Below are 12,896 nucleotides of genomic sequence, written 5' to 3' on the forward strand. Positions count from 1 at the left end.
GGCCTCACGCATTGCACCGCCCGCCATCACTCGAAGCGACTGAAAGCTTCGTGCCATCGTCTTCGCCGCGACCAACGCGCGCGACGAGCTCGGGCGGTGTGGCGAGGGGAGGAATGCGCAATACACGACAGCCGTCCGGCCAACCGCGCCATCGTGGATAGATGCCCTTCGTGGCCAGACTGCCCCAGCTGATCGACATCACGCCACCTTGTGCTCTCCATACGGCACCGAGCCCGCGGCTCGAGCTCCTCAACGCGTCCCTGGTCCGGCCTGAACGCAGCCAGCCTCGATCGGCACACGCATTGCGTAGCCGCTGCACATGAATACGAATCAGGCAAAACCGGAACCCAAGGAAGAATCTGCCAAACGAGAAATCCTCAAGAAGACCGGAAAAGACGACGTGCACGAGCAACGCGAGCCGGAACAACACCGCGAAGGAACCGTGCGCACCCCGTCCCGTCCGCCCGAGGACGATGAACGAAGCGGGACGCGGCGCTCATCGAAGGATCCTAGTTGAACGTGCCGGCCTCGTCGCGCGTTGCCCCGGAGGCTTCGCGCGACGGGGGCCCGAAGCGCACGTTGGGCGCGGTCCGCGTTGCCCTCGGCATCGAGCGGCGGCCGACGCGCGCCGGCTCAATCAATCATCCTTGCCACCCCACGGACGCGGCTCGTCCGCCATATCGAAATAAAGCACGCCCCCGCGCGCGATGTCGCCATGTTTCAAGAACGGCGCCACCATACGCCTCCCATCGCGCCAGGCCGCCCGCACGTATTTGTTCTGCGCCGAATTCCGCGGCGCCAAAATCACCAGCGGCCGGTGCGCGCCCGGCAAGCGGATCGTCATGGTCTCGAAGAACGGGCTCCCCACCGCATATTCCCCCGACGCCGGATTGACCGGATAAATCCCCATGGAGGAAAGAATGTACCAAGCCGACATTTGCCCGCAGTCGTCGTTTCCGCTCAACCCGTCTGGCCGATTGAAATAGTTCGACTCCGCGATCTCCCGAACCCGCTCCTGCGTCTTCCAGGCCTGGTCCGCATAGTCGTACAAATACGCAATATGATGGCTCGGCTCGTTCGTATGGTTGTTGTGCCCCTCGCCGAAATGCCGATCGAGCAGCGCCGTAAATGCGGCGTTCCCACCCTCGAGCGCGATGAGCCCGGGCACGTCGTGCATCACGTCGAAGGTGTAGACCCACTGGTTGCCCTCGGTCCACCCGCCGTCGGCCCATGAGCCGTCGTAGTTGCGCGCCCGCATGAACCCCGTACCTGCATGATAGACATTCCGGTAGCTCTTGCTCCGCTCCAAAAAGAACGCCGCGTCTTCGTCTTTGCCGACGGCTTTGGCGACTTGCGCCACCGCCCAGTCCTCGTACGCATAATCGAGCGTGCGCGACGCCGACTCCGCGGTGCGATCGGCCGCCACCCAGCCTTTTTCTTTGTACCACGTCAGGCCCGCGCGGGCCTCGACCGGCGTTCCTTCCTCGCGGTCGCGGTATTTCAGCTCCGTATCTCGGTCCGGCGGCTGCATCGCGTCCTTGCGGACCGCCTCGTAGGCCAGGTTCAAATCGAAGCCGGTGAAGCCCTTGTTGATCACCTCCGCGATGAGCGAGTCGGCGTTCGTGCCCACCATGATGTTCGTCTCGGCAGGGTTCTTCCACATCGGCAGCCAACCGCCTTCGCGGTAGTCTTGGAGCATCGACGTCATCATCCCGTCGATGCGCTCCGGTGCGAACAAGGTCAAAAAGGCGTTCTCCGCCCGGAACGTGTCCCAGAGCGAATAGCTGGTGTAGCTCTCCCCCTCGTGCACCCTATCGTCGTATGCACTGTAATAGCGCCCGTACTCCGACGCCTCCGACGGGTACTGCAGCGCGTGGAACATGCCCGTGTAGAACGTCGCCAGCTGGTCGTCCGTCGCGCCCGTGATGTCCACGCGATCGAGCTTGTCGCTCCACGCCTTTTTCGTTGCCCACGCAACGGATTCGAACCGCCGCCCATCGCCGATCTCGCGGTCCAGATTGTCCCGCGCCTGCTCCACCGAGATGAGCGACGACGCGATCCGCACCTCGACCTTGCGCGTTCCGGCCGGGAAGCGCACATAGGCGCAGGCCGCGTCGCTGGTGCGGTCGATCTCGCCCTCGTGCAAGGCCTCGCCGGTGGACGTGCCGAAGCTCTCGAACGACGTGTCGAAGCGCGCGACGAAATAGCCCTTGAAGCCGGGCGCCTTGAACGGGCCCAGTTTATCGTCCTGACGGTCCGGATTGTAGCCGGTAATCTCGCGCTTCGCGGCGTCGATGCGCACGTTGCCCGTGATGTTCGCGCGCGTGGCCTCGAGGACGAAGTGCGCCTGGGCGCCCTTTGGATAGGTAAATCGCATGAACCCCACGCGCGACGTGCCCGTGAGCTCCACCTTCACGCTCTGCCCCGCCCCGGCGTCCATGGTGACGGAGTATTGGTACGGTGTCGCGATCTCATCCTCGTGCCGGAATGGCAGACTCCGCGCTTCGGCGCCTGCCCTCACATCGCCGATGCCGGGCATGCCCACCACGTAACCGTAATCGCCCATCCAGATCGCGGGCTGGTGGGTGCCCATGAAGCCTCGGATTTTGCGATCGTCATGGTGATACGGAAGACGGCTGACGTAGTTTTCCCGCGTCATCGGTGTCCACCGCGTCATGGCGAACGGGAGCGCGACGCTCGGGATCATTCCGCCGTATTCGCTCGGATCCAATCCCGTGGTGCCGATCATGGGATTGACACGATCCACGTTCGTGCGGAAACGAAGCCCCTCGATGATTTCGGACGATGCGAAGTCCGTATTCTCGGAGGAGCCGGAGCTACAGGCGACGAAGAGCAGTACGAACGGTGTTAGATATCCGCGCATGCGCGCACTTTAGATCGATGAACGCACCCGTGCCCGTCCATTCGGCCGTCTTCGACCATGTGGGATCTCGCAGTTCACGGCGAACGGGCGTCGCTCCGCGCGATATGGCCGCGTTCCGACGCACGCGCCGCTGCGCGCGATATGGCGCGATCGGACGCGCGCGTCGCTCCGCGATATGGCGCGATCCGTCGCGGAGAGTCGATTAGATCGACTCTTCCGTACGGAGCGCGTGACGGAGGGTGCGCACGTGGCGAATGGCCGACTCGGTGGTCCGCCGCGCGTGCTCGACGAGGCGCGGCTGCGCGGCGCGGATGGTCACCAGGTGCCGGACCGCGGGCGACAGGTCCAACTTGTAGCGGCTGGCACCGGCCAAGAAGTCGTATTCGCGAAGGCCGCGCTCGATGGCGCGGCGAATCAAGAGCGCGTGCATCACGATGCCGATGGCCACGCCCCGGGGCACGTCGAGCGCGCGACCGCTTTGATAGAAGTACGATTTGCCGTTCCAAACGAAGTTGTAAAAGGCCCCAATGGGCCGCCCGTCTGCGCGCAGTAGCCCCAGATCCAGCGCGCCGCGTTCGAACAAGGCCGGCGCGATGGTGCGGTGGAATGCGCTGAAGCGAGCGGACGCGAAGACGCCGCCATGCCCCTCTTTCCAGCGCTCCGCGTGGAGCTCTACGAGCGTATCGAAGGTAGGCTCCAGATCTTCGCGGCGCGATACGACGTCGAGCACGGGCGGGGCGCCCATCTCTTTTTCGAAGTCGCGGAGCGCGCGGCGCACCGTGTAGCGATGTTTGGAGGAGAGCGCGAGCAGGTATTCGTCCCACGTGGGCGGGAGCGGCACGAAGGGGCACGAGGCCGACGTTTGCACGTACACCTTTGCGCCGATGGCGTTCAGTTTGCGCGCGAGCAGCGGGGTGAACGGCGAGTCGGCGCTCATCGAGGGGAGGAGGATCTCGTCCCACGGACCGGCGGCCCCCTTCGCCAGCGCCACGACGAACTCTTGCGCCACCGCTTCTTCGCGACCGCGTTCGGCGATGGGGCCGAGGTAATCCGAGCAGGTCTCGTCGGCCTCGTCCTCACCGGACGCGAGCGGCTCGAGACGGCGAAAGGGCAGCACCCGACGATAGAGCGTGTCGCGTTGAAGGAGCGGGACCAGCCCGACCAGACGCTTGCCTTCGTAGAATGCAAATACGCGCAGCGCTCGGTTTCCTTCGCCGCCGTAGATTCGCCACCATGCAAGTAGCCATAGCGGGCTGAGGGTCGGTTCATTCGAGTCGCTGCGCGCGAGGAGTGCTTCCCAGTCCTCGCGCATCGCATCGAGCTCGGCCAGGCTCGTAACGAGTCGGCAGTGCACGCGTCACCGAGTCTTTCGCGGGGGACTCACCTCGGTGAGGTTCGGGACGACCATCGATGCGCGCAGCACCGCGTCGGACACCCACGCGTCCACGGCGGCGCGCCGGACGGACAGGGGCGCCATCGCGCTGCGAAAATCGTTGATCCCCGTGGCGTTCGAGAACCCGAGATCGTAGCCCGCGCGCGCGACCGCCATGGCGACCCGATGGTCGCCCCCTCGACCGACGGGATAGGCGATGGCGCGAACGGGATCGCTCAATTGAGCCTCGAGATCCTCGCGCGAGCCAACCAACTCCTCCTCGAGCTCGGCGGGCGTCAACGTATCGAGCACGCGGTGCCATCGGGTGTGGGATTCGATATCCATCCCCGCATCCCGCAGAGCCCGCACCTCGTCCCACGTGAGCAAGAGGTCGTCGGCGAGCCGGGCATCCACCTCGTTGCTCCAGGGCACCCCGGCCGCCTGCGCGAGCTCCGTCAGGAAACGCTCGACGTCGAGGCCATACGTATCCTTGATGATCCGTAGCAGGCGCGTGGTGACCTTCTGCAGATCGTAGGGCCTTCGGACGATGTGAATGGGCTCCGGGTACTCGAGGCGGATCTCCGCGGCCTTCGATTGCCGCACGATGTAGCTCGTTCGGTCCCACCAAAAGAGCCGGCGCTCGGTCACGTGACCCGTCGAGACGAAGAAGACGGCGCGCGCCCCGTAGCGGCGTAGGATGGGGAGCGCGACCTCCAGGCAGCTCTTGTAGCCATCGTCGAAGGTGATCATCGCGGCGTTGGCCGGAAGCGACCGGGTACCCATGAAGTGGGCGCGAATCTCGCGGGTCCCCACCAAGGTGAAGTTGCGCGCCAGCATGCGTACGTGCTCGTCGAAGACCTGCGGGGTCGCGTCAATCACGTCCGGGTCGAACGGATCGCTGCCATCCTTCGGCGCGATGCGATGGTAGGTGAGCACCGGAAACGGCGACACGCCGAACGCCATGCGCGCGCGCTTCACCCCATCGACGACTCCGATCGCGTCGAGCAGGCCACCCAGCCGCTGTCGGCGCGACAACTTTACCGACGTCAGCGAGCGATCTCCCACTCCCTCCCCTAGCCATCCGTACATGATCGTCTTCCGCGTTCGCGAACGAGCGCGCTCCAGGCACAAGGAACTGCCGCGGTCTTCGTATGAAGGACCAAACGCCGTAACAAATGGCCGGCGCGTAGCGAACTTGGACGCAATCCGTGCGCCAGCACTAAAAGAGTGCAGGGCAACTGGGCGACGACCGACACCGTCCACCGGATGACGCTTCACCGCGGATCGCCCGCGCGGCTCAAATGCTGGGCCCGTACGATCTGCCGCCTAGGATCACACCGGCGTACTTTGCTTTTTCGACGCGGCCCGTCGACTTTCGTTACACCCCATACCCTGAACGTGCCTCCGTTCAGACCCCCGGATTCCGCGCGAGAAAATCACTGGACTTCGCCCGGTCCCGTGGTCTCCCGCCGCACCTCCCGGTGACCCGTGACGAGCAGCTCATGACGCGCAACTCACGAGTTGCGACACATGACACGCGACTCACGCGATACATGATTTGCGCCCCCGGGTCGCCTCTGCGTCGATGTCGAAAATACCTGCTCGGCTCTTTGCCTCTTCGACTCCTCCGCGCCTTGCCTCTTCGCCTCCTCGCCTGGGGCGCACTCGAGGCGCCCCAGGCGACGTCGGGCCCATTGACTTTTACTCGGGCGTTTGCGTCCTCAATCGACGCAGCGTGATGCGGAAGAGGGCGAGATTTCCCGTTTCGAATCCGATGAACGCGTACGTCAGGTATCGCTCGTAGCGCTCGACGACGTCCTCGCCCACGATGTCGACCGCCATCGCACGACGCGCCCTCAGCCGCTGGAGCCATACGCGGCACGTCTGCGCGTAGTCGTGCCGATCGTTGCGCAACGAGACGATGTCGAAGGTGCCCTCGGTGGCCTCGGCGATATTGGCCAGTCGTGGCGGGTCCGTCTCGCGGAAGATCGCGTTCGCCAGAAACTGCGTGGCGGGCGTGGAGCGCGCTTCCTCGCGGCTTCGCATGTTCCCATATGCAAACGTTTGAAGCGAGAGGTAACCGTCCGTCCGAAGGTGACGATGGCACCAGCGGAAGAAGCCTCGGTACGCGGCGACCTTCTGGGCCTCCGAAAACTCGAGCCTCGCAAAGTGCTCGAAGGCGCCGATGGAGACGATGCCGTCGTACGGCGCGCTGGGAACGTGATCTCTCCAATTTTCGAGCCGAACGTCGACCCCGGGAGTCCCCAGGGCCGCCGCGTACTCGGCCTGGGCCGCGCTCAATGTCAACCCGACCCCACACGCGACACCGCGCCGTCCAATCGCGCGCCGGAGGAGACCGCCCCACCCGCAGCCCACGTCGAGCACCCGGCGGGATCCGTCGGCGCGGGCCTGATCGAGGTGGTAATCCAACTTGCGTACTTGCGCGTTCTCGAGCGTATCGCCCGGCTCCCACATCGCGCTGGAGTACTGCATGTTCTCATCCAGCCAAAGCGCGTAGAACGCGTCGCCGATATCGTAGTGGTCCTGAATGGCTTCGCGCGAGGCCCCCGTCGCCGGTGGCCTGGGGCCGCCTATGAACGTTTCACCCCGCATCGTTCGCCAAATGCGCGCTCACCGCGCCGATCGTGGGGTAATCGTAGAGCAAGGTGGGGGGGAGCCTGCGACCGAGCCAAGCCTCCAGCTCGCCCGTGAGCTCCACGGCCGCCACGGAGTCGAGGCCGTAGCGATCGAATCGTACGTCCGGCCGTAGATCGTGTGGATCGCTCTTCAATGCCTTCGCCACGGCACAGGCGAGCCACTCTCGAATCGCCTCTTCGCTCGGTCGCTCCTGGGAAGAAGCCATCGGACCAACGTCACCCATCGCTTTCATGGTTCATCTTGCTCCTTGGTAAATAGGTCTTCTTCTTGGCCATGCGGTGGCCCGCCGGGCGCCTGCGATTCGAGACGAGGTTTGCGCATTCCAGCGCGCGCAGAATCCAGTCGCCAATGTCGATTTGCCACCACGCGTGCGACATGGTGGACGCGCTGGGAAAGGCGTGGTGGTTGTTGTGCCAGCTCTGCCCGAGGGTGGGGATCGCGAGGAGCGGCACGTTGCTGCTGCGATCCGACGTGGCATAAGGCCGGCTCCCGAGGCGGCTGTGGGTCACGGAATTGATGCACCAATACGTGAGGTGGTTCATCATGAATACGCGCACGGGCCCTCCGTACAACATGCCCAGAAAGGCCCCCTTCCACGATCCATGCAGCGCGCCGCCGATCGCGCCCGGGATCACGAAGCCGGCGGCCAGCCACGCGAAATAGCTCAATTGAATTTTTAAAAGATCGGAGTCCCGGTAGAGATCCGTGACATAACGCGCCCACCCCGGTGGCCTCATGCTGGCAGGGACCCAAATCCAACCTATGTGCGCGTGAACGAAGCCGCGAAATACGTGCCATGCACCCGCTGGATGAAGGTGCGGCGAGTGCGGATCGCCCTGCTTGTCACTGTAGCGATGGTGCTTGCGATGCGTGGCCGCCCACCAGATGACCGGCCCCTCGAAGGCCATGGAGCCCAACACCGCCAAGACCACTTTCGCCGCCCTGTGCGCCTCGTAGGACCGATGTGAGAAGAGTCGGTGAAATCCTAGCTCCACGCCAATCACACACAGGAGATGCATCCCCAGCATCAGGCCGAGCTCGATCGCGCTCAGCCTATACCAACCCAATCCGAGCAACACCAGCGCAAGGCCGACGGCCAGCGGTGGAAGAAACGTAACGAGGAAGGCAAAGACCCGATCGGCCACCAGCGCCGTCGGCCCGCTCACGGTACAGGGAGCCGCGCCCTCGGGCACCTCCGCCTCGGGGACGTCTCCTGGGACGTCGAGCTCCGTATCCTCCAGCGACTCCGCTTCGATCGCGTGCACCGGCGCCTCCCCGCGGGCGCCGCCCGCGACCTAGACTCATGAGTTGCTCTCTCCAAAGCAACGACAATGGCGATAGTGACGCAAGCCGTACCCATCGCAACGAATATTTTCAAGCTTATCCCGTAGATTAAAATTCTAAATTAAATAAACGATCACTCCAAAAATCCATTTCACGGCGCCGCACGACACATTTCGACATCGCCCGAGACCTTGCAAAACCCAGCCGGGACGTACTCTTGACGACACACGAGATTTAAAAAGGTACTTACGATCCCGTCTTGTATTCTGCAAAGTCGCCAAGTACGTTGCCGATGACGGGAGGGGAGACGGCTATGTTCCACGGACGCTGTTTGATCGCGCCGGATACGGAGCTCGATCGCGTGGCCGCAGAGGCTCGATCGCGATACGGCTCGTTTCTGTCGGCCGCCATCGAGCCATTCGCTCGGGATCGCGACGCAAAAGGCATGAGCATTCCCCGAGACGCCATGCGTTCGGCGGGTGAGCTCGGGCTCTTGAGGATGGCGGTGCCCGAGGGTGCTGGCGGCGGGGGCGCGGACCCCGTGGCATGGGGAGCAACCTTGGAGGAGATTGGTTACCTGACCAGCGATAACTCCTTTCCGCTTTTGGTGAGCCTGCGCGTGGCCGTAACGTCCGCGATTGCGGAGATCGGTCGCGGCGATCTCCAAGAACGATACGTACGTCCGATGATGGCCGGCGAGCGAGCCGGTGCTTTCGCCTACACGGATGGCACGGACGCGTTCTCGTTCGCCACCACCGCCGAGCCCTCGGGCGACGGCTTCGTGCTTCGCGGCGAGAAGCTCCTCGTAACGGGCGGTGCGACCGCGGACACCTTCATGACGTACGTGCGCGATACCAGGACCTCCGATCTCCTGGTTTTTCTCGTGGATCGTGAGGACGCCGGCGTCGAGCTCCGCCACGTGGAGGTCAGCGGCTTCCGCTCCGCGGGCTTGTGCTCGCTGCACCTCGAGGACGTCCGCGTCCCCGCGCACCGGCTGATGGTGGCGGCCGATGGGCTGGGGCACGCACAGAGGTTCCTCAATGGCCGGCGAGCCCTGTTGATCTGCGGGGTCGTGGGTCGCATGCGGGCCATCGTGGAGAGCTGCACGCGCGCGCTCTGCAAAACCATTCGCTATGGTCAACCCTTGACGGATTTCCAAAATGTTCAAGCGACACTAGGACGCATGTATATCGATCTCGAGGTCACTCGCGCCATCATGTATCGCGCGCTGCACCGAGCCCGAAAGGGCGAAGCCGATCCACTGTTCGATCCCGTGACGTCCGCCGCGAAATACGTCACGATCGAGCGGGCGCTCGCCATCGCCGCGACGGCGATGCGATTGCTCGGCGGGCAGGCCTTTCGGAGGGAATTTCCCTACGAGCGGGATCTTCGGGATTTCACCGGGCTCGTTCCGGGCGCGGGAGCCCAGGATCTCTTGGAAATCAACCTGGGCGAGCGGGTCGCCCGTCGATGTTCTCACCGCGAGAACCCATTGGAGGAGGCATGATCTTTCGATTTCCCGGCGCGTTATTGCGGTTCGTCGATTATCGACGAGAGATCCAATTCGAGGATTCGACGGTCGAGGCGGCGGTCGCCAGCTTGATCGGGCGGCATCCGATGCTCGAGCCGGTGCTCCTGGACGGGAGCGGCCGAATCCGTACGGTGCATCGATTGTTCCTCAACGGAGAACAATTCGATCATGGCGCTCACCGAGGGTCGCTCGGTGAAGGGGACTGTATCGAGATCGTGACGGCGCTCGCGGGAGGATAGTGATGAAACGAACCATCGACTTCCAGCTGCCCGCGGACAGCTGCATGTTCACTCCATTCCAGCTCCAGCCTCGAACCCTCTTGTCGTTGACCATGTCGGCGTGGACGCGATGGCTCCGTGAGCACTTCGTACCGCTCCCGCTGCTCATGTCGCGGCATCTGACCAGCGTCGTCGTGGGCGGGATCGAGATCGATTACCTCGAGCCGCTCGGGTTCCTCGAGAGCGATCTCCTCGACGTCCGCGCAGGGGTGCGCACGCGCCGCGAGGGGAGCACCATGGAGGTCACCGTCGATTTCCAATCCGAGGCCAAGACCGTCGCCCGCACCAAGCTGGTGCTGATCTTCGTGCGCCTCGAGGACACGCGATCGCTGGCCGCGCGCCCCGCGCGATTGGATCCCGCGCTGCTCGCTCGGTTCGAAGCCGACGAGCTCACGGACGAACGTGCGCCTCGAAAGGCCACGGCCCTCGTGCGCGAGTTCGAAACGTATCATCCGGCCTGTGAGCGACGGACCCCGTTCACCATCCATCGCCATTTGTGCGAGGTGGCGGACCAATGGTCCTTCATCGAGCTACCGAACCTCGTCGCGCTGGGGCGCGAGGCGATTGGCCTTTCGCCTCCCGGGGGGCTCCCATCGCTCCGCGGCGGCATCAGCCGGCGAATCCTCGGCGTGCACGCGGAGCTCCATCGGGCATTCTTCGTCTTCGATTCGGGGGTCCTCGTCACCAAAGCTTATTCGACCGGCTCCCGGCTCGCGTTCGTCCACGAGCTCCGGAGCGCCACGGACGACGGTCCCAAGCACGCGACGGTGATCGAACAGCTCGATGCGTCGCCCTTTACGTGAGTAACCCCGTTTCGGGGAAACAACCGTAAAGGAGGGCCCATCGCCATGTTTGCGACCGAGCTCAAACTGAGCAAAAAGCTGTTACCCATCGAAACCACCGCGCTGACCGTCGCCTATCATCGCGCGCTCGAATCCGTGCGCCCCGATCGGCTCTTCGAGGACCCCTTCGCGGCCCTCTTCGTCGCCATCGCGGGCGACGCCGCGCTCTCCGCGGCCAAGCTCCTCTTCGCTTCGACGGATTACTTCGCCATCCGAACGCGATTCTTCGATGATTTCCTGTCGAAGTCCTGTCGTTCGGGGTGCCGTCAAGTGGTGCTCTTGGCCTCGGGTCTCGACGCGCGCGCGTTTCGGCTTCCATTCCCGGCGGGGGTTCGCCTGTTCGAGGTGGAGCTGCAGACGATGCTCCTTTTCAAAGAAAGTGTTCTATCCATCGCACGGGCCCGCCCGCGCTGTGACCGCCACCTCGTCTCGGCAGACTTGCGCAACGACTGGCAGTCCTCCCTCGTGCAAGCCGGATTTCGGGATGTCCCCACCGTCTGGCTGATCGAAGGGCTCCTTTACTTTCTCACCAACGAAGACACCGATCGCTTGCTTCGAGACATCACCGAGCTCTCACCTTCGGGGAGCGCGATTGGCTTCGACCATGTCAATGAGGCGACCCTCCAAGCCATTGCGCCCATCGCAGATGGGATGGCCCGGCGCGGTGTGGGTTGGCGCTCGGCCGTCGAGCACCCCGCCCCATGGCTCCGCGACTTGGGATGGACGGCGAGCGTCCACCCCCACGGACAAGTCGCAGAGCGATACGGCCGCCCATTCGAGCAACTCGACTGTCCCGCCGGCATCGAGCCCGTGACATGGCTCGTCGAGGCAAGGCGAAGTGGGCAAACGTAAACGAGCTAACCCTCGGCGGGGACCTCGACGTAAACCAAACGAGGTCCCCGGCCGAATCATTCACCGCCGCCGCGGACGCGCTCACCCATCGTGCGATGCGTGCACGGTGATGCGCGCGTTCTCCAGGTTCCAACGCGTACGGGTGCACGCGCGCGCGAGCTCGTCGTCGTGGGTCACCAGCACCAACGCGCCCGGGTAGGCCGCCAGGGCCTGCTCGAGCCGCTCGACCGAGGGCAAATCGAGGTGGTTCGTGGGCTCGTCGAGCAGCGCGCCCCACACGTGGCGTCCGAGGCCCCAGGCGATGGCGAGCTTGCGCGCTTCACCGGGCGACGGCGATCGCGACGCGAGCAGCCGATCCGGATCGACGCCCAGGGCGGCCACCAGCGAGAGCACGCGGCCCCGCTCGTGCGGCGGGAGACGCGTCACCTCGCCGAGCAGCCGCTCGCCCTCGCGATCGTCGATGTCCTGCGGCAGGTAGAACAGCCTGTCCGAGGGCACCCTGCTCGCATCGAGCAAGGCGCGGAGCAGGGTCGTCTTGCCCGCGCCGTTGTCACCGCGGATGGCGATGCGATCGTCGCGGCGCACCACCACGCGCAGATCGCGAAGGAGCTCACGCTCGCCCGCGCGCAAGGTGACACCGGAGAGCGACGCCAGCTGCGGCGCTCGCGCGCGCTCGTAGCCGACGAAGATGGATCGCCCGAGCGACTTGTCGCGCTCTATGGTGGGGATCTCGCCGTCCGCGCGCTCCGCCTTTTTCCTCGCGACCTCCACCTGGCGCCCCAGCCGGGCTTTGGCCGCGCGCATTTTCCCCTTTCGCAGCCCGCTCTTCGCGTCGTGATCGCGCGGATTCACGTGGCGCAGCGAGCTGCTGCGTTCGGCCGAATCGAGGTTGCGCCGCGCATCGGTCAAGATGCGCCGCGCGGAGTCGGCGCGCTCTTTCGCCTTGTCGTGCTCGTCCTGTGCATGGCGCTCATCGAGCTCCCATTGCGCCTTCGCGGCGCTGTAGCCGCCGGGGTGAACCCGCAGCGATTGCCGATGCAGGCGCAAGGTGACCGACGTCAGCCCATCGAGCAGCGCGCGATCGTGCGACACGACGATCCCGAGCCCGCGAAAGTCGTGCAGCGCCCGGACGAGGAGCTCGCGCGCGGCAAGGTCGATATGATTCGTCGGTTCATCGAGGAGCAAAATATCCGGC

The 12,896-nt window shown here is 64.7% G+C and carries 11 protein-coding genes; 4 read left to right on the top strand and 7 right to left on the bottom strand.

What is annotated here, in order from left to right:
- Window positions 1–637: 637 nt before the first annotated feature.
- From LZC94_30345 to LZC94_30370, 6 genes are all read right to left on the bottom strand, one after another.
- Window positions 638–2,884 (bottom strand): GH92 family glycosyl hydrolase, encoded by a 2,247-nt coding sequence (locus LZC94_30345; GenBank protein ID WXB12141.1) that lies wholly within the window; start codon window positions 2,882–2,884, stop codon window positions 638–640.
- 202 nt (window positions 2,885–3,086) lie between these two features.
- Complete coding sequence (locus LZC94_30350) at window positions 3,087–4,238, bottom strand: GNAT family N-acetyltransferase (GenBank protein WXB12142.1); 1,152 nt, start codon at window positions 4,236–4,238, stop codon at window positions 3,087–3,089.
- A 3-nt stretch (window positions 4,239–4,241) separates the two neighbouring features.
- The gene (locus tag LZC94_30355; GenBank protein ID WXB12143.1) at window positions 4,242–5,291 is read right to left on the bottom strand and encodes a polysaccharide deacetylase family protein; all 1,050 of its coding nucleotides are present in this window, start codon (window positions 5,289–5,291) and stop codon (window positions 4,242–4,244) included.
- Between the two features lie 666 nt (window positions 5,292–5,957).
- Window positions 5,958–6,869, bottom strand: a complete 912-nt coding sequence (locus LZC94_30360; protein ID WXB12144.1) for a cyclopropane-fatty-acyl-phospholipid synthase family protein — start codon at window positions 6,867–6,869, stop codon at window positions 5,958–5,960.
- On the bottom strand, window positions 6,859–7,119 hold the full coding sequence (locus LZC94_30365; GenBank protein ID WXB12145.1) for an acyl carrier protein: 261 nt from the start codon (window positions 7,117–7,119) through the stop codon (window positions 6,859–6,861). Before LZC94_30365 ends, LZC94_30360 begins: the two co-directional genes overlap by 11 nt.
- Window positions 7,120–7,129: 10 nt before the next feature.
- Window positions 7,130–8,179: a fatty acid desaturase gene (locus LZC94_30370; GenBank protein WXB12146.1), complete on the bottom strand. Its 1,050-nt coding sequence runs from the start codon at window positions 8,177–8,179 to the stop codon at window positions 7,130–7,132.
- Window positions 8,180–8,511: 332 nt separating this feature from the next.
- Between LZC94_30370 and LZC94_30375 the strand changes: the two genes are divergently transcribed.
- Genes LZC94_30375 through LZC94_30390 form a run of 4 tightly spaced genes read left to right on the top strand, consistent with a single transcriptional unit; the run spans window position 8,512 to window position 11,701 of the window.
- Entirely contained in the window at window positions 8,512–9,705 is a 1,194-nt protein-coding gene (locus LZC94_30375; GenBank protein WXB12147.1) for an acyl-CoA dehydrogenase family protein, read from the top strand.
- Window positions 9,702–9,968 carry a MoaD/ThiS family protein gene (locus LZC94_30380; GenBank protein ID WXB12148.1) on the top strand — a complete coding sequence of 89 codons (267 nt, stop codon included), beginning with the start codon at window positions 9,702–9,704 and terminating at the stop codon, window positions 9,966–9,968. Before LZC94_30375 ends, LZC94_30380 begins: the two co-directional genes overlap by 4 nt.
- A gap of 2 nt (window positions 9,969–9,970) precedes the next feature.
- Window positions 9,971–10,810, top strand: a complete 840-nt coding sequence (locus LZC94_30385) for a hypothetical protein (protein ID WXB12149.1) — start codon at window positions 9,971–9,973, stop codon at window positions 10,808–10,810.
- A gap of 45 nt (window positions 10,811–10,855) precedes the next feature.
- On the top strand, window positions 10,856–11,701 hold the full coding sequence (locus LZC94_30390; GenBank protein ID WXB12150.1) for an SAM-dependent methyltransferase: 846 nt from the start codon (window positions 10,856–10,858) through the stop codon (window positions 11,699–11,701).
- Window positions 11,702–11,782: 81 nt separating this feature from the next.
- Here LZC94_30390 and LZC94_30395 read toward each other — a convergent pair whose 3' ends face one another.
- Entirely contained in the window at window positions 11,783–12,886 is a 1,104-nt protein-coding gene (locus LZC94_30395) for an ATP-binding cassette domain-containing protein (GenBank protein ID WXB12151.1), read from the bottom strand.
- Window positions 12,887–12,896 lie beyond the last annotated feature (10 nt).

Source organism: Sorangiineae bacterium MSr11954 (assembly GCA_037157815.1).
Classification (GTDB): domain Bacteria; phylum Myxococcota_A; class Polyangia; order Polyangiales; family Polyangiaceae; genus Pendulispora; species Pendulispora albinea.